We start from the raw sequence: 26,558 nt of genomic DNA on the forward strand, positions 1-26,558 counted from the left end.
TTGCTCGCGAACGCGGTGAATCAGTCACCGGATGCATCAACTGATACGCCGCGTTCGCGAGCAAGCCCGCTCCCACAGTTTTGATCGCATTCCGTCAGGTCAATCGTTGAAGTCGTAGTGCAATTCGTTATCCCGCGTGCTGATCCGAACCCCCGCCAGCGCCTTGCCTTCGAGCATGCGGGTGAGGAATTCGCGACTCATGTCCGGCAGCAGGCTGTTGGTCAGGATGGTGTCGATCATCCGCCCGCCGCTTTCGGTTTCGGTGCAGCGGGATACGATCAGGTCGACGACTTCGTCGTCGTAATCGAAGGCGACTTTGTGGGTGTTCTCCACGCGCTTCTTGATGCGGTTGAGTTGCAGGCGGGTGATCGCCTTGAGCATCTCGTCGCTTAGCGGGTAGTACGGAATGGTCACCAGGCGGCCAAGCAGCGCCGGCGGGAAAATCTCCAGCAACGGCTGGCGCAGGGCCTTGGCAATTTCCTCGGGCTCGGGGATGTTCGCCGGGTCTTTGCAGACCTGGGAAATCAGCTCGGTACCGGCATTGGTGGTCAGCAGGATCAAGGTGTTCTTGAAGTCGATCACCCGGCCTTCGCCGTCTTCCATTACGCCCTTGTCGAACACCTGGAAGAAGATTTCATGCACGTCCGGGTGGGCTTTTTCCACCTCGTCCAGCAGCACCACGCTGTAGGGTTTACGCCGCACGGCTTCGGTCAGTACGCCGCCTTCGCCGTAGCCGATGTAGCCCGGTGGCGCGCCCTTGAGGGTGGACACGGTGTGGGCTTCCTGGAACTCGCTCATGTTGATGGTGATCACGTTCTGCTCACCGCCGTACATGGCCTCGGCCAGGGCCAGGGCGGTTTCGGTCTTGCCTACGCCGGAGGTGCCGGCAAGCATGAACACGCCAATCGGCTTGCTCGGGTTGTCGAGGCCGGCGCGGGAGGTCTGGATGCGCTTGGCGATCATCTGCAAGGCGTGGTCCTGGCCGATGATGCGTTTCTTCAGGTGCTGGTCGAGGTTGAGCACCGTCTCCAGTTCGTTGCGGGCCATGCGGCCCACCGGGATGCCGGTCCAGTCGGCGACCACCGAGGCCACGGCCTGGTAATCCACGGTCGGCAGGATCAGCGGGGTTTCGCCTTGCAGTGTGGAGAGGCGCTGTTGCAGGTCGACCAGTTTTGCACGTAGTTCGTCGCTCTCGTGGTTACCCGCATCACTGTCCACCACACCGGCTTTTTCGCGCAGGGTTGCACGGGTGGCGAGCAACTCATCCACCAGGGTTTTCTCTTCGGCCCAACGGCTTTCCAGGGTGGCCAGGCGCTCGCGTTCGGCACCCAGCAGCGCTTCGCTGTTGGTCTGGCGCGCACCGATGGCGATGCCGATCGCATGCTCGCGGGCGATGATTTGCAGCTCGGTTTCCAGCGCCTCGATTCGACGGCGGCTGTCGTCGACTTCCGCCGGCACCGCGTGCAGGCTGATCGCGACGCGGGCGCAGGCGGTGTCCAGCAGGCTCACGGATTTGTCCGGCAATTGACGCGCCGGAATGTAGCGGTGGGACAGCTTCACCGACGCTTCCAAGGCTTCATCCAGGATCTGCACCTGATGGTGTTTCTCCATGGTCGAGGCCACGCCGCGCATCATCAGCAGCGCCTTGTCTTCCGACGGCTCGGCCACTTGCACCACCTGGAAACGGCGGGTCAGGGCCGGGTCTTTTTCGATGTGCTTCTTGTACTCGGCCCAGGTGGTGGCGGCCACGGTACGCAAGGTGCCACGGGCCAGGGCCGGCTTGAGCAGGTTGGCCGCGTCACCGGTCCCGGCGGCGCCACCGGCACCTACCAGGGTGTGGGCTTCGTCGATAAACAGGATGATTGGTTTCGGCGAGGCCTGGACGTCTTCGATGACCTGGCGCAGGCGCTGTTCGAACTCGCCTTTCATGCTGGCGCCGGCTTGCAGCAGGCCCACATCGAGGCTGCGCAGTTCCACATCTTTCAGCGCGGGTGGTACGTCGCCGGCGACGATGCGCAGGGCGAAGCCTTCGACCACGGCGGTCTTGCCGACGCCGGCTTCACCGGTAAGGATCGGGTTGTTCTGGCGTCGACGCATGAGGATGTCCACCAGTTGGCGGATCTCTTCGTCACGCCCGACGATCGGGTCGAGCTTGCCGCTGCGGGCCTGTTCGGTCAGGTCGACGGTGAAGCGCTTGAGGGCTTCCTGCTTGCCCATCGCACTCGGGGCCATGGCGCCGCTGGCCTCTCCGGGTACGGCGCCGGCGTTGAAACCGTCGCTGGCACTCAGTGCATTTTCGGGCGAGTCGCCGACGTATTCATCAAAGCGTTCGCTCAGGGCTTCGGCCTTGATCTTGTCGAATTCACCGGACAACCCCAACAGCGCATGGCGCAGGCTTGGCGTCTTGAGAATCCCCAGCACCAGGTAGCCGGTGCGCACCTGGCTTTCGCCAAACATCAGGCTGCCGTAGACCCAGCCACGCTCGACCGCTTCTTCCACATGGGACGACAAGTCGGTGATCGACGTCGAGCCACGGGGAAGGCGGTCCAGGGCCTCGGTCAGGTCACGGGCCAGGCGCGCCGGCTCGACGTTGAACTGACGGATGATGCGGTGCAGGTCCGAGTCCTGCAGTTGCAGCAACTGGTGAAACCAGTGGGCCAGTTCCACATACGGGTTGCCCCGCAGCTTGCAGAACACGGTGGCGGCTTCGATGGCCTTGTAGGCCACGCTGTTGAGTTTGCCGAACAGTGCGGCGCGACTGATTTCACCCATGCTCTGGATTCCTTGAGGTGTTGGCGTGTTCGGCGTAATGCCGGGCCAGGATTAGGTCGTTGGCGTCATGCTCGGGTTGGCCGAGCCAGGTGTTGAAGCCCAGGCGGAACTGGCCGTTGAGTTGCAGGGCCGGCACTTCCGGTTGTTGCAGAATCAGGTTCAGGTCCCAGTCCAGTTCATGGCCCAGGTACTCGGCGACCCACGCCACCAGCTCGTTGAACGGCTGGCTGCCGGGCAGCATGCCCATGTAGTCATCGAGCTTCAGCGGGCCCAGGCGGATGCGGAATTTGTGCTGGCGGTCCCACACGTGGCTGCCCAGGCAAAAGTCCACGCCCAGCTGGTTGGCGCTGACACTCACGCGGCTGCGCTCGGGCAGTTCCAGCCATTGGCCGACGTATTCTTCGATCTCCACCGGCAGGCCGAAGTACTCGCCGAGAATCGCCTTCAGGCCATCCGGGTAGCGGGTTTGCGCCGACAGGTGGCCGCTGTAATGCAGCTTCGCCGTGTCGGGGATCAGGCCTTGGTTGAGCAGGCTCGGGGTGCCGCGACCGCTCAAAGCGGCGAGGCGCGCCGACCAGTAGTCATCGTCCGGGCGGTCATGGCTGACGGTAGGCCGTGCCTCGGCCCAGGCGCGATAAAACAGGGTCAACAGGCGGTGGTGGAATACATCCAGGAAGCGCTTGCTGGTGCTGTCGGCGTTGTTGCGCTGGCGCTCTCGCACGTACTCGGTGATGTGCAGCGGCAGCGGGCCGTTAGGGCCGCCGAGGCCGAAGAAGAACTGCTCAAGCCGTGCCGGCTGGCCTTCAGCCCCAGGTTCGACCGAGGCCAATGTAGCCGGCGCAAAGGTGCAATCGGCCTGCTGCCCGAGACGCAGCGGGTCATCCGCCAGGCGCAGGGAATGCCCCAGGCGTGGCAGGTCCGGCGATTCGCACTCGATGCGCCGCAGCGCCTGGAAGAAGTCATATTCCCAGGGCTCCTGATGCATCGCATCCAGGGTACTCACAGGGTCGGACGGCGTCCGGGCTTGGCTTTCCATCGCATGATCTCGCCGCGTTCGGTGGTACGGATCACCGTCTCGGTAAAACTGTTGATCGACACATAGCGTGCCAGGAACCGTTCAAACACCGCACCGAGCAGGAACACGCCGGTGCCGCGGAACGCGTTTTCATCAAATTCCAGGGTGATCTCCAGGCCCCGGCCAAACACGATCGGGCCGGGCATCGGCAGGCGGCGGGTCACCGCTTTGCTGCTGACTTCCCGCAGGCCTTCGATCTGCAATTGCAGGGCGGCATCGTTGCTGTCGCCATACAGACGCAGCAGTTCACGCAGCGCGGCGGCGCCCTGGCCTTGCTCGCTCAGCGACAGGTAGTTCAACGACAACTGGCTGATCAGGCGCCAGGCCTTGGCGTCATGGGCATGGCTGGCGCGCGGGCGGCTTGGCCCGGCGACGCAACGTACGGCCAATACCGGCGCACTGTCGGCCAGGGTGAAGTCGGTCTTGCCGTTGCCCACGCTCATGAACAACGGCAAATCGCGGTTGGTGCACAGTGCGGTCACGCCCAGTTGGCGCAGGTCATGGCGGTACGGCGCTTGCTGGGTGTCCACCAGGCTGACGAAGGTTTCGCTGCCCACATAGGTGGAGCGCGGCCCGTTGCGACGCTGGTCGCTGGACAACACGCGGGGTTCGCGACGCACTGTGTAATAAGCCTGGTCACGGCCATAGCGCGACGGATCGCGTACTGCGTAGAACGGCAAAAACGGTTGCTCCGGTCCGGTGCCGTGGCCCGTGATGCCGCTCAAGGAGTGAATCTCGAAGTCCATCGGTCGCGTGCGGTCGGCGATCACATGGTGTTCGTTGACCCGCTCGGACAAGTGAATCCGGTCCACGCGCTTGGGAAACAGGTTGATTGCCGGGGTGCAGAACGGCACGAATTGCGCCTTGCCGACGCTGCCTTCCAGGCTCGGATCGTGGCGGTCGAACAGCACGATCAGTTCCAGCTCCTGGCCGTCACAGCGCTTGACGGCGCGGCTCAGTTCAGCGAATTCAACGAACAGAAAACGGTGGGGCAGGGCGAAGTATTCCTGGAGCAAGCGATAGCCCTGGAATGCCCGAGGCACCACCGGCATTGCCGCATCGGCGTCGTCGAAACCCCGGGAGCGCAAGGCATCCGGCGACAGGCGTTCAACCCAATCACCGCCGGGCTTGCGCGCGAACACCGCACAGGCATTGCCCAGCAGTTGTTCGTAGAGGCGGAACGGTTGTTCGTCGGCACCGCTGAGGTACAGCGGCAAATTATCCAGGGCGAGGCTGTTGAACGGCAGCTCGGCGCCGGTACGCAAGGTCAGACGCAGGCCGGCCTTGGCCTTGGGTTCGCTGGCGGCCAAACGCCCGAGCACCGCGGACGGGTTGCCGAAGTACTCGGCCTGGGCGACCTGCAACGGCCACAGCGTCACCGGGTGCGCGGTGCGGTACTCGCAGCAGGTCTGGGTTTCGCGACCCAGCGCGGCGCGCAGGACGGTGTCGCGGGGCAGTGGAAAACCACTGGCCAGGGAGCCTTCATCGGGATCGGCCTGCAACTGCACCACGGTCATCGACGGGGTCGGCGCCAGGTAGTGCGGGTAGGCGATCTCCAGCAGGTTGTTGGTGAAGGTCGGGTACTCGGCGTCGAGTTTGAGCTGGACCCGGGCCGTGAGATACGCAAAGCCTTCGAGCAACCGTTCGACGTACGGGTCGGCGCAGTCCATGCCGGACAGGGTCAGCCGACTGGCGATCTTCGGGTATTCCTTGGCGAACTCGGCGGCGCTTTCGCGCACGTGGTGCAGTTCCTGGTTGTACAGTTCCAGCAGGCGCGGGTTCATGGGCGTCTCCGCTGGTCGGCGTTGACCACACGCACATGGCCGGTTTCCAGGTCCAGGTCGGTTTGCAGCAACAGGCGCAACGGCACCGGCTGCGCCCACAGGTCGCCCTCGATCTCGAAACTCAGGGCGTTATGGTTCATCTCGCCATGGCCCACGCGTGCCTTGACCCGCAGGGTATGACGCAGGATACGCGGCTCGAAGGTGGCGATAGCTTGTCGAATCAAGGCTTCCAGGGCACTGACGTCGACGCTGGAGACACTGTTGCCCGCCAGGGCAGGCAGCCCGTAATTGACCACCGACGTGCCGGCCGGCGTGTGCAGCGTGGCATCGGCGTTGAGCAGTGAAGTGGTATTGAGCAGCCACGTCAGGTCACGCAGCACCGAGGCTTTCAATTGGCTCAGGGACAGCACGCGTTTGTCGGCGCTTTCCTTGGGATTGGTCGGGTCATCGTCAGTCAACCGGTCCAGCAGGGACGGTTGCAGGCGATCGCGGGAAGCAATTTCAGTTACCACCAAAGCAGCTCCACGGACGGGTTGCGAGAGGAACAAAGTGCCTGACCCGTAGCCGCTGTCGAGCGAGGCGAGGCTGCGTTCGGCTGCGAAGCAGTCGTAAACCGGACACCGGGACTTATCAGTCAACTATCGGTGCCGGATTGCGAGGACTTCGTCCTCGAACGCAGCCTCGCTCCGCTCGACAGCTGCTACGGAGCGAGGGTGACAAATCAGCGTTTGGTGTTGGAGCGAATGTTCCAGCCAAACTTGATCGCGCCGCCGTCTTTGGTGCCGTCGGCTTTCTGTGGCTGGTAGTCCACCATCACCTGGGCGAAGTTCAGGGTCACGTTTTCGGTCAGGCGATCATCGCTGCCCGAACCGCCGGTGCTCAGGGAGGTAACCAGCACTTCTTCCAGGTTGATGATCATGTACTCGACCTGGCTTTCACCGCCGGCCTTGCGCACGGTCAGCGTGACCTTGTCGATGTGCTTGCCGCTGGCGCAGTGCATCATCAGGTTAGGCGAGGCCTTGTCGACGTACTTGGTCAGTGACAGGTCCTGGATGTTCACCTTGCCCGCGCCGCCGCCACCGCCCACGTGCATGTTGCCGGACTGGGCCATGCCCCAGCTCCAGTTCAATACGTCGATTTCGTCCTTGTGGGCCTTGTCCATGGACTCGCCCTTGATGTCGCCGATCTTGATGAAAATATCAACAGCCATGTTTTCTCCCTGTGTGGTCTCAGCCACTGTATTTGTTAACGCCGCCGACCCCTGTAGGAGCGAGCTTGCTCGCGAAGGTCGTCAACGGTGACGCGGGCATCCTGGATGAACGCAGCGCCTTCAAGTTTTTCGCGAGCAAGCTCGCTCCTACAGGGAGCGAGCCAGTCCCGATTTTTTACGCGCCTTTCGCCGAAGGCAGTTTCGATACCAGGCGCAGCGACACGGTCAGCCCTTCAAGCTGGTAGTGCGGGCGCAGGTAGAACCGGGAGTTGTAGTACCCCGGGTTGCCTTCAACGTCTTCCACGATCACTTCGGCAGCCGCCAATGGATGCTGGGCCTTGGTGGTTTCGGTGGAGTGCGCCGGGTCGCCGTCCACGTAGTTGAGGATCCAGTCCTGCAACCAGCGCTGCATCTCGTCCTTCTCTTTGAAGGAGCCGATCTTGTCGCGCACGATGCACTTCAAGTAGTGAGCGAAACGGCAGGTGGCGAACAGGTACGGCAGGCGCGCGGCCAGGTTGGCGTTGGCGGTGGCGTCCGGGTCATCGTATTCGGCCGGTTTCTGCAACGACTGGGCGCCGATGAAGGCGGCAAAGTCGGTGTTTTTCTTGTGCAGCAGCGGCATGAAACCGTTCTTCGCCAGTTCCGCTTCACGGCGGTCGCTGATGGCGATTTCGGTCGGGCACTTCATGTCCACACCGCCGTCATCGGTCGGGAAGGTGTGGGCCGGCAGGTTCTCGACTTCACCGCCAGACTCCACGCCACGGATGCGCGAGCACCAGCCGAAGTGTTTGAACGAACGGTTGATGTTCACCGCCATCGCGTAGGCCGCGTTGGCCCAGGTGTACTTGGAGCTGTCGGCACCGTCGGTGTTTTCTTCGAAGGCGAAGGCTTCCACCGGGTCGGTCTTGGCGCCATACGGCAGGCGCGCCAGGAAGCGCGGCATGGTCAGGCCGATGTAGCGCGAGTCTTCCGATTCACGCAGGGAGCGCCAGCCGGCGTATTCCGGGGTGGTGAAGATCTTGGTCAGGTCGCGCGGGTTCGACAGTTCCTGCCAGGAGCCCATGCCCATTACGGTTGGCGAAGCCGCGGCAATGAACGGCGCGTGCATCGCGGCGCAGACTTTCGACAGCTCGCCCAGCAGCTCCACGTCGGGAGGCGACTGGTCGAAGTAGTAGTCGCCTACCAGGCAGCCGTAAGGTTCGCCGCCGAACTGGCCGTATTCTTCTTCGTACATCTTCTTGAAGATCGGGCTCTGGTCCCACGCGGTGCCCTTGAATTTCTTCAGGGTCTTGTGCAGGTCCGGCTTGGAGATGTTGAGCACGCGAATCTTCAGCTGCTCATCGCTCTCGGTGTTGTTCACCAGGTAGTGCAGGCCACGCCAGGCGCTTTCCAGTTGCTGGAAATCCTGGTGATGGATGATCTGGTTGACCTGGGCGGTGAGCTTGGCGTCGATGGCGGCGATGATCGATTCGATCGATTTGATCGCGTCGTTGGACACCAGGTCGGTCTGTGCCAGTGCCTGCTCGGCCAGGGTGCGCACGGCGGTTTCCACGGCTTCGCGAGCACGCTCGGTCTTGGGTTTGAATTCTTGCAGCAGCAGCGACGCGAACTCGCTGGTTTCTTCGGTAGCGCCCAGGTTCTGGGCGCCTTCGCGGGCGGTATTCTCGGTCATGATTACTGGTCCCCTGCCGGCTTCGGCGCGCTCGCAAGGGCCTGCAGCAATGCCGGGTCCTTGATCGCTTTCATGATGATTTCTTCAGCGCCGGTCTTGCCGTCCATGTAGGTCAGCAGGTTGGCCAGCTGCGTGCGGGCTTCGAGCAGCTTGTTCAGCGAGTCGACCTTGCGCGCCACGGCGGCGGGGCTGAAGTCGTCCATGCTTTCAAAGGTGATGTCCAGGCTCAGGTTGCCTTCGCCGGTCAGCTCGTTGGGCACGTGGAACGCGACGCGTGGCTGCATGGCCTTGAGGCGCGAGTCGAAGTTGTCGACGTCCACTTCAAGGAACTTGCGGTCGGCCACAGGCGCCAGAGGCTCCGCGGGCTTGCCGGCGAGATCGGCCATCACACCCATGACGAAGGGCAGCTGGACCTTTTTCTCGGCGCCGTAGAGCTCGACGTCGTACTCGATCTGCACCCGAGGCGCACGGTTGCGCGCGATGAATTTCTGAGAACTTTGCTTCGCCACGTTGCTGCTCCTGGTCGCTTGAGCGACGGTGTTGTAACTGCGCGATCCGTACGCTTATTCGCTGTCCGGCCCGCGCAGATTTTCAAATTGGGACATGCCATCGGGAATCAGGTTGCGCACGATGGCCGCAAAGTCGGCGTGCACCAGATTCTTCGCTCGGTTCAACAGCACCGGCAGCGGGCTCGAAGGCTCGTGGCGGGTGTAGTACGCAAGGATTTTGTCGAGGCTGCGCAGCACTTCATCGCGGCTCGCGATGTCGCCGGTCGGGCGTGCTGCAACGGGCGCGGCGGCGTATTCAACCGAGGGGGCATTGTCGTCACTGACAACCTCGGGCTCGCTGGCGGCACCGCTGTGTGGGGCATATTGGTTGAGTATCTGCACGGCCTGCTTGAGCAGTTGCTTCAAGGGGCCGAGGTCCACGCCCTGGGCGGAACCGACCTGGTCGCTGACGTATTGTTCGATGGCATCACAGGCGGCGCGGGCGGCGTTCAGCGCGTCGCGGGTGGCTTGCAGTTGCTCGGCATCGCTGTCGAGAAACGCGCCGTTGAGCTGTTCGGCGCCGAGGCTTTCGCCGGGGAAACTCTGCAGCCCGCTGGCATTCAGCGCGGCGCGCAGGCTGACGGGGCCGAAGGTGCGCGAACGGGTCAGAATGGCTTCGCGCAGCAGGCGGATGTTCGCGTCGCTGGCCACTCCGCTGAGGGCGTTGATGCGCACGGTGGGGTCGTTGTCGTCATCGGCATCCAGGCGCGGATGCAGGTCGGCCCAGTATTCGCGCAGCAGCGCGTTGATCAGCGTGAGCGCGTCGGCAAGCCCCGCGATGCCCTGGAGGGCGAGGGCGCTTTGCAACAGGAAATGGGTGATGCGCAGGTCTTTGCTGCGTTGCAGAAGGTCGAGGCTTTGCTGCTGGATGCTGCGCCATTCCGGAGGTTCGGCAGGCAGAATCGAGTCGCCCATGCTGCGCTCGGGTTGACCCTGTGCGGCACGCTCAAGATGCAAATAATCGGCGTCATATTCCAAGTCTTCGCCACAAGGCGAAGTCGCGGAAACGGCGGCGAGCAGCAGAGGCACATCCACTAAATTCGATCTCCCTATCAGCCCGTTAGATGACGGGCAGCTCATGCATTAGTTGCGCGAGGAACTTTGCATGTTTTCTTGGTCATATTTAGCGCTTTGACATCATGCTGATTTCAAAGTGCCATCACTGGTGTTCAAGAAGTTGTGCATTTTTGGTGTAGTACTTATGCCTTGTCAAGGTAAGCTATTCGCCCTCTATGACAGATGTGCGGTGCTTAACATCCTGCGCGACTGATCGGTCGAAGCAGGTGCCGAGGCAGGATTTTTGTCATACAGGCCGGTTAAGATCAGCTATTACGCGGGTTGAAGCAGGCTTTCAAGGTTTTGAAAGGATCTGTCGTGGATCCCTCGGGAGCATTTCTCCCAGGGAACGGCCGCGCGCGAAGTATCAGCAAGGAGGCATGATGTCGCTGTGTTTGACTATCACTAGTTATCACAAGATTACCCCTGGCCAGTGCCCTGAAAAGTCCATGGATCAGGGAGCGATGGCTATTGGCCGCGGTTCCGAAAATGACTGGATATTGCCTGACCCGGAGCGCCTGGTTTCCACGCAGCATTGCGTTATTCAATACAAAGATGGTCGTTATTATTTAACCGATAACAGCACTAACGGTGTTGAGCTAGTCAACGCCGGCATCCGTTTGCGCCGGGGAAACAGTGAGCCATTGCAAGACGGTGAGCTGATTCGCATCGGTGATTACGAAATCCAGGCGCGTATCGATTTCAACCTGAAAGTGACAGATACCCCGTCTTTCACCGGTGACGCCTCCAACAGCTTCGAAGCCCTGATGGGCGCCGCCGTGAGCACCCCGACGCCGCACCCGGTGATCGCGCCGCAGTTCCAGGGCGCCTCGTCGATGGACACCCTGCCGGACCTGTTCGACTTCCTCGCGCCCACCAGCGTACCGCCGGCCACCGTGCACGACCACGTACCGGCCGAGCAACACGACTTTCGTCCGCCGACACCGCTGCCCGTGGCTGAACCGCCTGCGCCGGTAGTTTCGGGCTCAATCATTCCCGACGACTGGGATTTGTTTGGCGATGCCCCGGCACCCAAGCCTGTTGCGCCGCCTCCACCACCGCCACCACCGATCATCGAGCCACCCAAGGTCGAGCAGCCGCTCCCGTTGGCCGACGCCAACCAACCCGATTTGCTGCAAGCCTTCCTGCGCGGTGCCGGCCTCGATCAGTTGCGCCTGGACAAGGCCCAGGCTGAAGCCCAGATGGAAAGCATCGGCCGCAGCTACCGGCTGATGGTCGAAGGTTTGATCGACGTACTGCGTGCCCGCAGCAGCCTCAAGGGCGAGTTCCGCATGCAGCAGACGGTGATTCAACCGGTGGAAAACAACCCGTTGAAATTCGCCCCGAATGCCGATGAAGCGTTACTGCTGCTCCTGCGTCACAGCAACCAGGCGTTTATGGCGCCGGACGTTGCAGTACGCGACAGTTTCGACGATCTGCGCGCTCACCAACTGGCGGTAATGGCCGGTGTCGAAGCCGCCATCAAACACCTGCTGACGCGCTTTGAGCCGGCGCAGCTTGAAGAGCGCATGGGCAAACCCGGCGGGCTGTCGAGCATTTTCAACGGTTCGCGCCAGGCCCAGTACTGGCAGCAGTTCACCGAGCTCTACAGCAATATTTCCCGCGAGGCCCAGGAAGATTTCCAGGACTTGTTCGGGCGTGAATTCAGCCGTGCCTACGAAGAGCACAGCAGCCGACAACGTCACTAACAACGCAGTACATGGAACAACGGATAGCTAAGTACGTCATTGAGGACGCAGGATGATTCCCAGGTTTTTACTCGCAGCCGCCACCGCGCTTCTGCTGACGGCGTGTGCCAAGGACACGGCCAAACCCGAAGCCCCCGAGGCTGAGGCAGACACCGCCGCCGTCGAGCTGCATTTCCACGCCATCGCCGGGCTAAACCCCGGCGCCAATGGTCAGGCAGCCCCGGTACGGGTGCGGATTTTCGAACTGAAAAACGCCGCTACCTTCAGCCGTTCCGACTACTTCGCCTTGGCCGATCGCGCCCAGTCGACCCTCGGCCTCGACCTGCTCGACCAGGACGAAGTGGTGATCCAGCCCGGCCAGCAATTGAGCATCCAGCGCGACCTCGACCCGTCCACCCGCCAGATTGGCCTGCTGGTGGGCTATCGCGAACTGGACCGCGCCGTGTGGCGCACCGTGCTTAACGTGCCGGCGCGCCAATACACCGAATACCAGATCAGCCTCGATGTGCATGCCGTACGTGCCGACGTCGTGGTTCCCCCATCCAGCCCTGCCCAATAAGAATCGGAGCCCCCATGTCCTGGAACAATCGCGTGGTCTGGTCGGAAGGCATGTTCATCGGAACGCAGCACTTCCAGCAGCATGACCGTTACCTGGAAAACCTGATCGATGCGCGCAGCCGCCCGTTGTCGGCAGGGGCCTGGGGCTTCTCCGAATTGTTGATCGACCAGGGCCTGTTGGCCCAGGGCAAGCTGGCGATTGTCTCGGCACGCGGTTTGTTGCCCGACGGTACGCCGTTCAATATCCCCCAGGATGACCTGGCGCCGAGCCCGTTGAACATTGACGACCACCTGCGTGATGGTCTGGTCTACCTGGCGCTGCCCCTCAAGCGTGCCGGCGCCCGCGACACCGTCGACGAAGGCGAAGCCCTGGAAGCGGCGCGCTACGTCAGCCAGGTGCGCGAAGTGCGCGACGACAACGCGCCCTTTGAAAACCGTGCGCCGGTGGCGGTCGGTTCCCGTGCCCTGCGGCTGTTGACTGCCCAGGATGGCATCAGCGATTACGCGGCCATCGGCCTGGTGCGCATCAAGGAAAAGCGCGCCGACCGCGCCCTGGTGCTGGACGACAGCTACATTCCGCCGGTCCTCGACGTGACGGCCAGCAAGCCGCTGACTGCGTTTCGCAGCGAACTGCTGGGCCTGCTGCACCAGCGTGGCGAAGCGTTGGCCGGGCGCGTGGTGGCTTCGGGCGCCGGTGGTGCTTCGGAAATTGCCGACTTCATGCTGCTGCAACTGGTCAACCGCGCCCAGCCGCTGATCCAGCACCTGAGCCAGTTGAGCCCGCTGCACCCGGAGCGTTTCTTCAGTGAACTGGTGAGCCTGGCCGGCGAGTTCTCGACCTTCTCCACCACTGGCCGCCGCCCCCAGGAATACCCGCAATACCAGCATGACGACCTGGCCCTGAGCTTCACCCCGGTGATGCAGGCGCTGCGTGAAGCACTGTCGATGCTGATCGACAGCAAGGCCACGCCGATCCCGATTGTCGAGAAAGCCTACGGCGTACACGTGGCGATGCTGGCCGACAAAACCTTGATCGACAGCGCCAGTTTCATCCTGGTGGTGCGCGCCGATGTGCCAGGCGAAACCCTGCGCGCGCGCTTCGGTCAGCAAAGCAAAGTCGGCTCGGTGGAACACATCCGCGACCTGGTCAACCTGCAACTGCCGGGCATCGGCCTGCTGCCGCTGCCGGTGGCGCCACGGCAGATTCCGTACCACGCAGGCAGCACCTATTACGAGCTGGACCGGGGCAGCGAGCACTGGCAGCAACTGAGTAATTCCGGCGGCTTTGCGTTCCACATCGCCGGCCAGTTCCCGGGGTTGAACCTGGCTTTCTGGGCCATCCGAGGATAATCCGCGATGCATCCCAATGATGATGACCGCACCCAGTTCATGCCGCGCCCGGGTGGCCGCGCACCGGAGCCGGTTCGCGCAGAGCCGGCGCCGCTGTCGATGCCTGCCGCGCCGATCCTGACCGGCAAGGCCCAGGGCCTGAACCCGCTGGAAAGCGCCGCCGGCCCGTTGCTGTCGCTGCTGACGCGCTTGCGCAACACGATTTCGCACCCGGCGCCGTCGAGCCTGCGCGCACAATTGCTGGCCTACCTGCGCCAGTTTGAAGAGCGTGCCGAGGCCGCCGGCGTGGCCCGCAATGACGTGCTGCTGGCGCGTTACGCGCTGTGCACCGCCCTCGATGAAGCCGTGCTGAGTACGCCGTGGGGCAGTGCCAGTGACTGGGGCAAGCAGAGCCTGCTGATCACCGTGCACAACGAAGCCTGGGGCGGCGAAAAGGTCTTCCAGTTGCTGGATCACTGCCTGCAAAGCCCACGGGAACGTCTGTACCTGCTGGAACTGCTGTACCTGTGCCTGTGCCTGGGTTTCGAAGGTCGCTACCGCGTGATGAACGACGGCCGTAGCCAGCTGGAAGCCTTGCGTGAGCGCACCGCGGCGGCAATTCGCAGTGCCCGTGGCGAGCATGAGCGCGAGCTGTCGCCCCACTGGCGCGGCGTAACCGTGGCCCGTGATCGCCTGGCGCAGTTCATGCCGCCGTGGATCGCCGTGGCCATCGGCGTGGCATTGTTGCTGGCGTTGCTGTTCGGATTGCGGATGAAACTGGCGTCGGATGCCGAGCCGGTGTTCAAGAATATTCATGCCTTGGGCGAGATCCCGGTGCAGGCCATCGACCGTCCGGTCGCCCAGCCGAAAATCATCGAGCGGCCACGCCTGGCGGGCTTCCTGGTGGAAGACATCAAGGCCGGTCGCGTGGCGGTGGAAGATGCTGTCGACCGCTCGGTGGTAACCATCCGTGGCGATGAACTGTTCGCCTCGGCCAGCTCCAGCATCGTCGATGACTTCCAGCCACTGATGCTGCGCATTGCCGACGCCATCCGCAAGGTCAAGGGCCAGGTGCGGGTCACCGGCCACAGCGATAACCGTCCGATTGCGACCCTGCGGTTCCCGTCCAACTGGGCGCTGTCCGAGGCGCGGGCCAAGTCGGTGCTGGAGATTCTCGCGGCCAAGACCGGCCAGGCGGAACGCTTCAGTGCCGAGGGCCGTAGCGACACCGAGCCGGTGGCGACCAACGCCACTGCTGAAGGCCGTGCGCGCAATCGCCGGGTAGAAATCACCGTATTGGCGGAGGGGGTCGAGTGAAGGCGTTTTTCAGTTTTGTGATTCGCTGGGTGATCCCGTTGCTGGGCCTGATCGCCTTGAGCCTGATCATCTGGTTCGTGGGGCCGCTGCTCGATGTGCTGGTGCCGGAAGGACGCCGCTGGGCGCTGATCATCCTGGTGTTCGCGGTGTGGATTGCCTACCGCGTTTTCCGGATTATCCAGGCCCGCCGCCAGGCCGCTGAAGTGATGCGCAGCCTCGCCGCAGAAACCCCGCCAGACCCGGCCAGCGTTGCCACCGCCGAAGAGCTGGCGACCCTGCGCCAGCGCATGGACGAAGCCCTGGCCCTGTTGAAAAAGGCCAAGCTGGGCGGTGACGAGCGCCGCAACCTGTATGAGCTGCCGTGGTACGTGATCATCGGCCCGCCGGGTTCGGGCAAGACCACCGCGCTGGTCAATTCCGGGCTGCACTTTCCCTTGGCCGCGCAGTTGGGTGCCGGTGCTGTACGGGGCGTGGGCGGTACGCGCAATTGCGATTGGTGGTTTACCGACCAGGCCGTATTGCTCGACACCGCCGGCCGCTACACCACCCAGGACAGCAACTCTACGGTGGATAAAGCCGCTTGGCTGGGCTTTCTCGACCTGTTGAAAAAGCAGCGTTCCCGGCGCCCGATTGATGGTGCGTTTATCGCCATCAGCCTCTCGGACCTGCTGCTGGGCAGCGACGCCGAGCGTGCCGCCCATGCCGCCGCGATCCGCCTGCGCATCCAGGAGCTGTACACCCAACTGGGCGTGCGCTTCCCGATCTACCTGATGCTGACCAAGCTCGACCTGGTACCGGGCTTCATGGAGTTCTTCGACAACCTGAGCAAGGAAGAGCGCGCCCAGGTGTGGGGCATGACCTTCGCCCTGGACGACGGCAAGAACAGCGACGGCCCGCTGGCCCATCTGCAAAGCGAGTTCGCCGGCCTGGAACAGCGCCTCAACGAGCGGCTGGTGGAGCGCCTGCAACAGGAACGCGACCCGGCGCGGCGCGACCTGATCTACGGCTTCCCGCAGCAGTTCGGCGCGTTGAAGGATTGCCTGCAAGGCTTCCTCGAAGGCGTGTTCAAACCCAACGCCTTTGAAGAGCGGGTCTTGCTGCGCGGGGTGTACTTCACCAGCGGCACCCAGGAAGGCAGCCCGATTGACCGCTTGATCGGCGCCATGGCCCAGAGCATGAACCTGGACCGCCAGCACCTGGCGCGTCAGACCGGCACCGGGCGCAGTTATTTCATCGAAAAACTGTTCACCGCCGTGGCGTTTGCCGAGCGTGGCCTGGTGGGCGTCAACCCGAAGGTCGAGCGCCGTCGCAAGTGGATTGCCCGTGGCGTGTTGGCCGCAACCGTGGCGTTGGTGCTGGTGGTCAGTACCCTCTGGTGGGTGAGTTATCGCGCCAACCAGGCCTACATTGCCCAGGTTGATCAGAAGGTCGCACCGCTGGGCCAGACCGTGCAGAACCTGAGCCCGGCGCAACGCGAAGTGCTCGCGGTATTGCCGTTGCTCAACGCCGTGAAGAACCTGGCGGGCGACTCGCCGAGCTGGTCCGAAGGCTTGGGCCTGTATCAGGGCGACATGCTTGAAGCCGAATCCGCCAGCGTCTACCGCAAGCTGTTGATTGCCGTGTTCGCGCCCCGTTTGGTGACGCGCATCGAAGAGCAACTGCACGGCGGCGGCAATTCCGACTTCCTCTACGAAGGCTTGAAGGCCTACCTGATGCTCGCTGACAGCGAGCATTACGACCCGGACTTCATCAAGGCCTGGATCGCCCTGGACTGGGACCGCAACCTGCCGCGCGACCTGCCGGCGGACCAACGCCAGGCTCTGATCGGGCACTTGCAGGCCTTGTTCGAGCGGCATCCGCCCAGCGCCCGGCTGGACCCGCGCTTGATCGACGACCTGCGCCGGCAACTGCAGCAACTGCCGGTGGCCCAGCGCGTCTACGACCGCATCAAGCGCCAGAAACTGCCGGAAGGCGTGCCGGACTTTCGCATCAACGAAGCGGCGGGCCGCGATGCCGCGCTGGTGTTCAGTCGCAAAAGTGGCAAGCCGTTGGGTGAGCCGTTGAGCGGCTTCTTCACCGCCAAGGGTTATCGCCAGGGCTTCCTGCTGACCAGCCTGAACCAGACCGGCACCCTCGCTGAAGAGCAATGGGTGCTGGGCCGCGAGCCGGCCGATCAACAGAACGTGGTCAGCCTCGCGGCGGACGTGCGTCGCCTTTACTTCCAGGACTATCAACGCCAGTGGGACGCCTTGCTGGCGGACATCGACTTTGTGCCGATCACCAGCGTGGCCCAGGCGGCCGACGTTTTGCGGGTGATTTCCGGGCCGAACTCGCCGCTGAAGAAGCTGCTGGTGGCAGTCTCCAAGGAGACCGACCTGCAGGCGGAAGAACGCTTGCTGGCCGCCAAGGGCGCGCCGGTGGAAGGTGGCGTGGACAAGCTCAAGGAACGCCTCGGCAGCCTGCTTGGCCAGGACCAGCCAACTGCAAATGCACCAGCGGCCAGTGAAGATCCGGTGACGGCGCACTTCGCCGAACTCAACAGCATCGTCAGCAAGAACGAAGGCGAACCGGCGGCCATTGATGGCCTGCTGGCGGACATGAATGCGTTGTATGTGCAGGTCAGCGCCATGGTCGGCGCCAGCGGCGATGCGTTGCTCGGCGAAGCGAAAAACCAGGCGGCGGCCGCGGCCACGCGGGTCAGCCTGAATGCCGAACGCCAGCCGCCGCTGGTGCAGGGCATGGTCAAGTCGGTGGTCAACTCCACCACCAACAGCATGATGGGCGGGGTGCGTAACCAGTTGAATGCGGCGTGGGTCAGTGAAGTGGTGAACGTGTATCGCCAGTCCCTGGCCGGGCGTTATCCGATGTCGCCTGGCAGTGCGCGGGACGCGACCCTGGATGACTTCGGGCAGTTCTTTGGGGTGGGCGGGGTGATGGACAACTACTTCCGCAAGTACCTGCAACCTTACGTCGACACCTCCACGCAAACCTGGCGCTGGCAGCCGGGCGCGGCGCAGAAACTCGGCATCGCGCCGGGTGTGCTGCAAACCTTCCAGCGCGCGGCGACCATTCGTGATGCGTTTTTCCGTGCCGGTGGCACCCAGCCGATCGTGCGCTTTGAGCTCAAGCCGGTGGCGATGGACGCGACCATCACCCAGTTCCTGTTGGACCTGGACGGCCAACAACTGAGCTACGACCACGGCCCGAGCCGCCCGGTTGCGATGCAGTGGCCGAATCCCGGCAGCATTGGCGTGGTGCGCATTTCCATCATGCCGCCGTCGGCCAGCGGGCGCTCCGGCGTGACGCTGGATGGCCCGTGGGCGTGGTTCCGGTTGCTGGAACAATCAGACCTGACCGCCGGTAATTCGCCGGACCGTTTCAACCTGCGCCTGCGGGTCGACGGCGCGAGCATCTCCTACGAGTTGCGGGCCAACAGCGCCTTCAACCCGTTCAAGAGCCGCGTGCTTAACGGCTTCAGCCTGCCGGAGCGGTTATGACCACGTTGGGTTTCTACGGCAAGTTGGCCAGCCGCGGCGACTTTGTCAGCCGCGCGCTGCCCCAGAGCTTTATCGGCCCTTGGGACAGCTGGCTGGCGTCCGGATTACTCGCCAGCCAGACCCGCCTTGGGGGTGACTGGTTGAACGCTTACCTGGTCAGCCCGCTGTGGCGTTTCGTGCTGGCACCGGGCGTGTGCGGGCCGGACGCGGCGGTGGGCGTGGTGATGCCGAGCATCGACCGGGTGGGGCGCTATTTCCCGCTGACGGTGGCTGCGCTGTTGGACCACGACAGCGATCCGGCCTCCATCATCGGCGGGCCGGACGCCTGGTTTGAACAGGTGGAAGAACTGCTGCTGAGCACGCTGGATGCCGGTGCCACCTTCGAAGGTTTCAGCGACGGCGTCGAATCCCTCGGCGCTCCGGCCTGCCAACCACGCACCTTGGGTAGCCGATTTGCCGGCCTGCAACGCGTCGCTGCCACAGACCCGCAAGCGCGGATGACTGCGCTTGCCGAACAGGCCTGCGAAGGCGCGAGCCTGTGGTGGGGGCGGGGTTCGCAACAGATTTCCCCCGGTTTATTGCGGTGTCAGGGCCTGCCTGCCGCCGACGATTTTGCGCAATTTTTGCTTGGCCAAGAAGGTGTTGTGTAGATGCGGTCCACGTTCAAATCCGCCAGCAAAAGCCATGTCGGCATGGTTCGCCAAGTCAATGAAGACGCCTGCCTCGACCTGCCGGAAAACGGCCTGTGGGTGGTGGCCGACGGCATGGGCGGGCACGCGGCAGGGGACTACGTCAGCAGCCTGATCGTCGACAGCCTGCGCAGTATTCCCGTCGGCCGTTCCCTTGAGGAATACACGGCGGCATTGCGCAGCGACCTGTTGCGGGTCAACGGCGCGGTGCGCGAAGAAACCGCCCACCGTGGCGTGAGCATGATGGGCAGCACCGTGGTGTTGCTTGCCACCCGAGGCTTGCGCGGTGTGTGCTTGTGGGCCGGCGACAGCCGCCTGTACCGCCTGCGGGACGGCGTGCTGGAAGGCATCTCCCGCGACCACAGCTACGTGCAGGACTTGCAGGACAGCGGCCTGCTCAGTGAAGCCGATGCACGAGTGCATCCACGGGCGAATATCGTCACCCGAGCGATTGGTGTGGAAGCGCAGTTGGCGTTGTCGTCGGTCGACCTGTTGATCGCCCCCGGCGACAGCTACCTGCTGTGCAGCGACGGCCTGAACAAGACCGTCGAAGACCACGAGATTCGCGAAGTGTTGAGCCATGCCGAGCCCGACGAAATCGTCCGCAGCCTGGTGCACCTGGGGCTCAATCGCGGCGCGCCGGACAATATCACCGCCATCGTTGTGAAGGTGTCGACATGAACATCGTCATTCCCGGCTACGACATCGAAGGCGAAATTGGCGTTGGCGCCATGGCCAGCGTGTACCTGGCGACCCAGCGGTCCCTGGAGCGCAAGGTGGCGCTGAAGATCATGGCGGCAGCGCTGGCGGCCGACCCGAGCTTCTGCGAACGCTTCCTGCGCGAAGGCAAGACTTTGGCGCGCCTGTCCCACCCGCATACCGTGACCATCCATGACATCGGCAATGTCGGTGAGCTGTATTACATGGCCATGGAATACCTGCCCAACGGCACGCTCAAGGAGCGCATTGCCGCCGGCCTGATGCCGGAGCAGGGGCTGACGTATATCCGCCAGATTGCGTCGGCGCTGGGTTATGCCCACGCCCAGGGCCTGGTCCACCGAGACGTGAAGCCGGCGAACATTCTGTTTCGCGCGGATGGCACGGCGGTGTTATCGGACTTTGGTATCGCCAAGTCCCTGGATGACCGCACGCAGTTCACCCAGGCCGGATTTGCCGTCGGCACGCCGAGCTATATGAGCCCGGAGCAGGCCCGGGGCCAGGAGATTGATGGGCGCGCCGACCTGTATGCGCTGGGCGTGGTGCTCTACGAAATCCTCGTGGGCAAGCTGCCTTACAACGGCACCGATGCGCTTTCCACCGCGCTGGCGCACCTGACTGAACCGCTGCCGGAGTTGCCGGTGCACCATGGGCGTTATCAGGAGGTGCTGCGCAAGCTGCTGGCCAAAGACCCGGCGGAACGCTTCCCGGATGCGGCGGCGTTGTTGCGGGCGTTGGATCAGTTGCCGAAGGAAGAGCAGGTCGAGGCGACGTTGATTCGGCCTTTGCCGATTCCGGTGGCGGTCTCGAATGACCTGGCCGGACTCACGCCGGTCTCCATCGAAATCCCGACCGACAAACCGCAGCCGCAACCGGTGCGTCAACCGGTGGTGACGCCGACGCAACACTCCGCCGTGTCCGAACAAAACCGTGGTCCGGTGCTGGCGTTGGCAGCGGTTGCCGTGGCAGTGGCGCTGGCGATTGGGGGCGCGAGCTACTGGTGGTTGAAAGATGATGCGCCCGCCGCGCCGCCGGTTGTCGAGGCGGCCAAGACCGCCAAACCGACTGCCACGCCGCCTGCCGCGCAACCGGTGGCGGCGCAGGCCGACGGCGGCCAACGCCCGTTGCTGATGGCTGGCAAGAAAACCCTGTTCCAGCGGGTACTGAGCAAGCCCGGCGCGAAATTGTCGAGTGACGCGGGCGGCACGGCAGGCGAAGGTTTGCCGGCGTTTTCCGTGCTCTACGTCTACCAGCGCAAGGACGTCGACGGCAGCCCGTGGCTGCGTGTTGGCGCCGCCACCGACGGGCGTAGCGACGGCTGGTTGCCGGCCACCCAAGTCAGCGACTGGAAGCAGAGCCTGGTGCTCAAGTTCACTGAGCGTTCGGGCCGGGCGCCGGTGATGTTCCTGCGCCAATCCGCAGAAGTGGAAAAGTTGTTGGCTGATCCGGCGGCGGCGAAAAACCTGCTGCTCAAGGTGCAGAAAAACAGCGAGGACAATCAGCAAGTGCTGGCCCTGGAACCCAGCGCCAGCGCCGTCCCGCAGAACCAGTTCTACCTGTTGCCGATCTTCGACTCCAAAGAGAGCTTCGACGAAAACGGCCAGCCGGTGCAGTTGCTCAACGTTGCCTCCATCGACCCGGGCAACACGTCTAATGTCATCGCCAAGGCTGTCGGCCGAACGCCGGTGACCGATGCCAACGCCGACGCCTTTCGCACCGCCGTGGTGCTGGTGGTCGACACCACGGTGTCGATGCAGCCCTACATCGACCAGGTTCGCGACGTGGTCCACGAGCTGCAAACCCGCATCGCCGAGCGTGGCGAGCTGGACAGTGTGAGCTTTGGGCTGGTGGGTTTTCGCAACAGCATCAAGAAAACCCCGGGCCTGGAATACGTGGCCAAGACCCTGATCACCCTCGACCAGGGCCGCGATCCGCAACGCTTCCTCGACATGGCGCGCCAGGTGAAGGCGTCCACGGTGTCCAGCCACTCGTTCAACGAAGACGCGTTCGCCGGTGTGATGCAGGCGGTGGAGGGCATGGACTGGTCCGGCTACGGCGGGCGCCTGATCCTGCTGGTGACCGACGCCGGTGCGTTGCGCAAGAACGACCCGTTCGCCACCACCCAGATGAACGAAGCCGAAGTACGCCAGGCTGCATTGGGCAAGCAGATCAAGATCTACGCTTTGCACCTGCGTACCGACGCCGGCAAGAAAACCCACAGCGGCGCCGAAACCCAATACCGCACCCTCACCGCCGACGCCAACCCGCAGATCGGCGACCTGTACACGCCGGTGCCCGGTGGCGATGTGCGCAAGTTCGGCGAGCGTGTCGACGAGATCGGTACGGTGTTCGCCAACCTGGTGCATCAGGTGCGCAGCAATACGCCGCAGCCGGTGCCGCTGCTCAGCACCGCGCCGACCCTGGCGGACAAATCCGCCGCCGTCGGTTACGCGATGCACATGGATTTCCTCGGCCGCAAAACCGCGAGCCAGGCGCCGCAACTGGTGAGTGCCTGGACCGCCGACCGCGACCTGACCAACGCCGCGCTGCCGGCCTTCCAGGTGTGCGTGATGTTGACCAAATTGCAGCTCAACGACTTGCAGCAGTCACTGAAACTGATCGTCGACGCGGCGCGTAAAACCCAGACCTCACCGAAGGATTTCTTCCAGGAAATCGCCAGCGCCTCGGCCTATATGAGCCGCGATCCACAGGCCTTGAAAAAAGGCGGCAACCTGGCGGACGGCGGCATTCTTGGCGAATACCTGGAAGGCCTGCCGTACCGCAGCAAGTCGCTGAACATGACCCAGGACTTGTGGCTGTCGTTGAGCGTGGCCGAGCAGGAAGACTTTATCGACGAGCTGGATTCGAAGATCCGCCTCTACGAAACCTTCCACAATGACGTGGCGAATTGGGTCCGTTTCGGCGATGCCGAGCCGGGTGATGCGTTGTACCGCGTGCCGTTGTCGACGCTGCCGTAATGCTGAACTTGAGCGCGGTGCACAAGAGCCGGGGCGTTGGTGCCCAGCGCTACAGCCTGGTGATACCGGGCCTGCAACTGCGTGCGGGTGAACAGTTGGCGGTGGTCGGACCGAGTGGCTGTGGCAAGAGCACCTTGTTGGATTTGCTCGCGCTGGTATTGGCGCCGGATCAGGTCGGGCAGTTCGAGTTCAACCGCGTCGACATCGCCGGGCTCTGGCGCGGCGATCAGCGAAGTGCGCTGGCGGACCTGCGCAGTCGGCACCTGGGTTATGTACTGCAAACCGGCGGCCTGCTGGGTTTTCTCGATGTGCGCGGCAACATTGCATTGTCGCGGCAACTTCTGGGGCTGAGGGACGATGGCAGCGTGGCGCGGTTGGCCGAGCAGCTGGAAATCACTGATCAACTGGATAAGAAGCCGGCGGCGTTGTCCGTCGGCCAGCGTCAGCGGGTCAGCTGTGCGAGGGCACTGGCTCACGGTCCGCAGCTGTTGCTGGCGGACGAGCCCACCGCTGCGCTTGACCCGTTGAACGCCGAGCGGGTGATGCAGGCGCTGTTGGCCCAAGCCCGGAATAACCGCGCGTGCTGCGTGATCGCTACCCATGACGAACCCCTGGCCCGGGCCAGTGGCTTGCAGGTGCGGCGCATCAGTTGCCGTCGCGACACCGACGGCGGCGTCACCGCGACCCTCGGGGAGGCGTGCTGATGCGTATCGCGCTGGTGGCTTCCCTGGCCTGGCAGGATTACCGCAACGATGCGTGGCTGTCGGTGTGTTCGGTGCTCGCGCTGGTGGCGGTGATCGCCCCGCTGCTGGTGTTATTTGGCCTGAAATATGGACTGGTCAGCAGTTTGACCGAACGTTTGGAAAACGACCCGGCCACCCGGGAAATTATTCCGTTGGGCGGTGGTCGATTCAGCAGTGAATTTGTCGAGCAACTGCGCCAGCGCAATGACGTGGCGTTTGCCTTGCCGCGCACCCGGCAGATTGCAGCGACGGCGCAGTTGGGCGCCGTGACGGTGGAGATGCTGCCGACCGCCGACAACGATCCATTGCTGGCCGGCATGCCGATGCCCAAGGGCCTGGATCAAATCGTGCTGAGCCACACCGCCGCCGAGAAGCTCGGGGCAAAGGCTGGGGATTGGCTGGAGGCCAGTTTTGGTCGCCAGGTGGCAGGGCGGGTCGAGTCGCAGCGCACTCGGGTTCAAGTGCTGCACGTATTGCCACTGGAAGCCTTCGCCCGGGATGGACTGTTTGCGCCCTTGGGCTTGCTGGAAGCGGCGGAAGATTATCGCGATGGCCGCGCGGTGCCGGCGTTTGGCTGGGACGGCGATGCGGTGGGCGTCAGCGAGCAGCGGGTATACCCGGCGTTCCGCTTGTATGCGCGGCGCCTGATGGATGTGGAACCGCTGCGGGTGTATTTCGCCGGGCAGAATCTGCTGGTGTCGACCCAGGCCCAGACCATCGCCCAGGTGCAGTCGTTGAGCCGCAACCTGTCGATCGTGTTCTGGATCATCGCCGGGCTGGCGTTGGCGGGCGCGTTTGCCGCGATCTTTGCCGGTGCGCTGGCTTCGGTTGCACGCAAGCGCCGGGAGCTGTCGGTGTTGCGGCTGTTGGGGTTTTCCACCGCCGGGCTGTTGCTGTTCGTGGTGTTGCAGGCGCTCTACAGCGCGGGGTTTGCCGCTGTATTGAGTGGCGTGTTGTATGGCCTGGCGCAGTCAGGTCTGAATCAATTATTCGTGCAGGTGCCAGGCGAGTACGCCAGTCATCTGCTGGCGCGTCATTACGGCCTGGCCTTGGCCGCTGTCCTTGGCGTCAGCGCCGTGGCGGCGGCCTGTGGCGGTTGGCGTGTGGCGCGTATCCAGGCTTCTGAAGGAATCAGAGATGTATAAGTTACTGGGCGCCGCCGTGGCGCTGACCCTGTCCTGCGTGGCCTGGGCCGATGAGGCCAGCGACAAGCTGGACAACCCCAAGCCGTTGCCGGATGACGTCAGCCTGCCGCTGCCCTGCGAAGGCAACATGGTGTTCCGCTACGCCTATGTGCTGGCCCAAGGCACCCTGGATGACCGCGAGATCAGCCTCGGCTACCCGTTCAGCGAGGGCGAGGCGGGCTATCAGCAGTCGTTCATTTCCGGTTATCGCCGGGACTTTATCAACGGCCAGTTCACCCTCAAGGACCTGCCCAAGGACTGGAACAAGGTCATCGCGCCGCTGATGCCCAAGACCGACGCCAAGACCCCGCTCAAGCCGATGCTGTACTTCATCGGCAAGTACGAAGTCACCGCACGGCAATACGCGCAGGTCATGTCCCAGGCGCAGTCCCTGGCCAGTGGCGAGCCGGCCCCGGCGTGCGACGTACCCACCGGCATGGCGGCGCGCCTGCCCAAGGTCAAGCTGTCGCGCTTTGAGGCGGAACGCTTCTCGGCGGTGTACAGCGCGTGGTTGATGAAATACCACCGCGAGCTGTTGCCGGTGAGTGGTCGCGGCGCTTCGGCGGATGACGGCGGCCTGGGTTTTGTGCGCCTGCCTACCGAAGTGGAGTGGGAGTTTGCCGCTCGCGGTGGCCAGGCGGTCAGCCGTCAGGACCTGGAAGGCCGACTGTTCCCACGGCGCACCGAGGGCAGCGAAAGCGACGGCCCTCTCGCCGATTATGCGGTGTTCAACCAGGTCGCCGGTGGCACCGGCCAAGCGGCGCGGTTGATGCCTATCGGCACCAAATTGCCCAACCCGATCGGCATGTTCGATGTGATCGGCAACGCGGCGGAAATGGTCCAGGAATCCTTTCAACTGGTGCACGCCGGGCGTCGTCAGGGCACCTATGGCGGGTTCGTGGTCAAGGGCGGCAACTACCTGGAAGGCGAGGGCACGCTGTTCACCGGCATGCGCCGCGAGTACCCGTTGTTCGCCGCTGACGGTACCGAACAAAGCAACGAGACCACCGGCTTTCGCGTGGCGATTGGCGCCTTGTCGGCACCGCGTTCGCGCTACAAGGAGCTGTTCGCCCAGTGGCAGAAAGAAGGCCGCCTGGCTTCGCTGACCGACGCCATCGATGACGCCCAGGACCCGACCAAGCGCCTGGACAGCATCATCGCCGCCAGCGTCGACCCGCGCCTGCAAGCCGAGCTTGGGCTGGTCAACGAAGAGCTCAAGCGCAACGTTTCGCTGATCGCCCAGCAGCGCGAAGAAGCGGCCGGCAACCTGATTCAGTCCGCAGCCCTGGTGGCCGAGACCATCAACAACTACAACATCCGCCTGATCAATTTGCAGAAGAGCCGCCAGCAGGCCATCGACGCCAAGGACGAAGCCAGCGCGCAACTGTTCGCCACGGCCATCACCAATGGGCGCAGCGCGCTGGACGGCGCGGTGGCGATCTACATCGACAACCTGGCCACCGGCACGCGCTACACCGATGCGGTGATCCAGGCGCAGTTTCAACGGATCAAGGAAGAGTTGGATCGCAAGCCGGTACTGGGCAAGAGCCTGGTGACGCGTGCGACGTTATTCGTTCGTCATGTGGGCAACTACCGCAAGCAACAGCGGGCCGACCCGGCGACGATTTTGAAGGAATTGCTCGCAGCGAGCGGTCAGCGGTCTTGACCGTTGGTTGTATGGCGAGCTTGGAAAGGACTCAGGCGGCGGTGGGCCGTGCTG

19 protein-coding genes are annotated in these 26,558 nt (G+C 63.6%); 11 read left to right on the forward strand and 8 right to left on the reverse strand.

Annotation, left to right across the window (positions count from 1 at the left end):
- Nucleotides 1-99: 99 nt before the first annotated feature.
- From tssH to tssA, 8 genes are all read right to left on the reverse strand, one after another.
- The gene (gene tssH / locus ACUN0G_RS13720) at nucleotides 100-2,772 is read right to left on the reverse strand and encodes a type VI secretion system ATPase TssH (protein ID WP_421523259.1); all 2,673 of its coding nucleotides are present in this window, start codon (nucleotides 2,770-2,772) and stop codon (nucleotides 100-102) included.
- On the reverse strand, nucleotides 2,765-3,808 hold the full coding sequence (gene tssG, locus ACUN0G_RS13725; protein WP_008439466.1) for a type VI secretion system baseplate subunit TssG: 1,044 nt from the start codon (nucleotides 3,806-3,808) through the stop codon (nucleotides 2,765-2,767). The genes tssH and tssG overlap by 8 nt, the downstream gene beginning before the upstream one ends.
- Nucleotides 3,772-5,631 carry a type VI secretion system baseplate subunit TssF gene (gene tssF / locus ACUN0G_RS13730; protein WP_445573666.1) on the reverse strand — a complete coding sequence of 620 codons (1,860 nt, stop codon included), beginning with the start codon at nucleotides 5,629-5,631 and terminating at the stop codon, nucleotides 3,772-3,774. Before tssF ends, tssG begins: the two co-directional genes overlap by 37 nt.
- On the reverse strand, nucleotides 5,628-6,143 hold the full coding sequence (tssE, locus tag ACUN0G_RS13735; protein WP_026077864.1) for a type VI secretion system baseplate subunit TssE: 516 nt from the start codon (nucleotides 6,141-6,143) through the stop codon (nucleotides 5,628-5,630). The genes tssF and tssE overlap by 4 nt, the downstream gene beginning before the upstream one ends.
- A 209-nt stretch (nucleotides 6,144-6,352) precedes the next feature.
- Nucleotides 6,353-6,841, reverse strand: a complete 489-nt coding sequence (locus tag ACUN0G_RS13740; RefSeq protein WP_003213345.1) for an Hcp family type VI secretion system effector — start codon at nucleotides 6,839-6,841, stop codon at nucleotides 6,353-6,355.
- Nucleotides 6,842-7,016: 175 nt separating this feature from the next.
- Complete coding sequence (gene tssC / locus ACUN0G_RS13745) at nucleotides 7,017-8,513, reverse strand: type VI secretion system contractile sheath large subunit (protein ID WP_017476732.1); 1,497 nt, start codon at nucleotides 8,511-8,513, stop codon at nucleotides 7,017-7,019.
- Between the two features lie 2 nt (nucleotides 8,514-8,515).
- Entirely contained in the window at nucleotides 8,516-9,022 is a 507-nt protein-coding gene (gene tssB / locus ACUN0G_RS13750; protein ID WP_010168268.1) for a type VI secretion system contractile sheath small subunit, read from the reverse strand.
- 54 nt (nucleotides 9,023-9,076) lie between these two features.
- Nucleotides 9,077-10,096: a type VI secretion system protein TssA gene (gene tssA / locus ACUN0G_RS13755; RefSeq protein ID WP_258342845.1), complete on the reverse strand. Its 1,020-nt coding sequence runs from the start codon at nucleotides 10,094-10,096 to the stop codon at nucleotides 9,077-9,079.
- 404 nt (nucleotides 10,097-10,500) lie between these two features.
- Between tssA and tagH the strand changes: the two genes are divergently transcribed.
- The 11 genes from tagH to ACUN0G_RS13810 are packed head-to-tail and all read left to right on the forward strand — an operon-like array spanning nucleotide 10,501 to nucleotide 26,504.
- Nucleotides 10,501-11,826: a type VI secretion system-associated FHA domain protein TagH gene (tagH, locus tag ACUN0G_RS13760; protein ID WP_445573667.1), complete on the forward strand. Its 1,326-nt coding sequence runs from the start codon at nucleotides 10,501-10,503 to the stop codon at nucleotides 11,824-11,826.
- A gap of 52 nt (nucleotides 11,827-11,878) precedes the next feature.
- Entirely contained in the window at nucleotides 11,879-12,385 is a 507-nt protein-coding gene (gene tssJ, locus ACUN0G_RS13765; RefSeq protein WP_421523261.1) for a type VI secretion system lipoprotein TssJ, read from the forward strand.
- Nucleotides 12,386-12,399: 14 nt separating this feature from the next.
- Nucleotides 12,400-13,734: a type VI secretion system baseplate subunit TssK gene (tssK, locus tag ACUN0G_RS13770; protein ID WP_063033832.1), complete on the forward strand. Its 1,335-nt coding sequence runs from the start codon at nucleotides 12,400-12,402 to the stop codon at nucleotides 13,732-13,734.
- Between the two features lie 6 nt (nucleotides 13,735-13,740).
- Entirely contained in the window at nucleotides 13,741-15,030 is a 1,290-nt protein-coding gene (locus ACUN0G_RS13775) for a DotU family type VI secretion system protein (RefSeq protein ID WP_063033833.1), read from the forward strand.
- Nucleotides 15,027-18,527 (forward strand): type VI secretion system membrane subunit TssM, encoded by a 3,501-nt coding sequence (gene tssM / locus ACUN0G_RS13780; protein ID WP_445573668.1) that lies wholly within the window; start codon nucleotides 15,027-15,029, stop codon nucleotides 18,525-18,527. Before ACUN0G_RS13775 ends, tssM begins: the two co-directional genes overlap by 4 nt.
- The gene (tagF, locus tag ACUN0G_RS13785) at nucleotides 18,524-19,177 is read left to right on the forward strand and encodes a type VI secretion system-associated protein TagF (protein WP_445573669.1); all 654 of its coding nucleotides are present in this window, start codon (nucleotides 18,524-18,526) and stop codon (nucleotides 19,175-19,177) included. The genes tssM and tagF overlap by 4 nt, the downstream gene beginning before the upstream one ends.
- Nucleotides 19,178-19,897 carry a PP2C family protein-serine/threonine phosphatase gene (locus ACUN0G_RS13790; RefSeq protein WP_076013169.1) on the forward strand — a complete coding sequence of 240 codons (720 nt, stop codon included), beginning with the start codon at nucleotides 19,178-19,180 and terminating at the stop codon, nucleotides 19,895-19,897.
- A complete protein-coding gene (locus ACUN0G_RS13795; protein WP_445573670.1) occupies nucleotides 19,894-22,911 on the forward strand; it encodes a serine/threonine-protein kinase in 3,018 nt (1,005 codons plus the stop codon). Before ACUN0G_RS13790 ends, ACUN0G_RS13795 begins: the two co-directional genes overlap by 4 nt.
- Entirely contained in the window at nucleotides 22,911-23,615 is a 705-nt protein-coding gene (locus ACUN0G_RS13800) for an ABC transporter ATP-binding protein (protein WP_445573671.1), read from the forward strand. Before ACUN0G_RS13795 ends, ACUN0G_RS13800 begins: the two co-directional genes overlap by 1 nt.
- A complete protein-coding gene (locus ACUN0G_RS13805) occupies nucleotides 23,615-24,799 on the forward strand; it encodes an ABC transporter permease (protein ID WP_421523265.1) in 1,185 nt (394 codons plus the stop codon). The genes ACUN0G_RS13800 and ACUN0G_RS13805 overlap by 1 nt, the downstream gene beginning before the upstream one ends.
- Nucleotides 24,792-26,504, forward strand: coding sequence for a formylglycine-generating enzyme family protein (locus tag ACUN0G_RS13810; RefSeq protein ID WP_063033839.1), 1,713 nt, complete (start codon nucleotides 24,792-24,794; stop codon nucleotides 26,502-26,504). The genes ACUN0G_RS13805 and ACUN0G_RS13810 overlap by 8 nt, the downstream gene beginning before the upstream one ends.
- The last annotated feature ends 54 nt before the right edge of the window (nucleotides 26,505-26,558 follow it).

The organism is Pseudomonas sp. 32A (assembly GCF_052682255.1).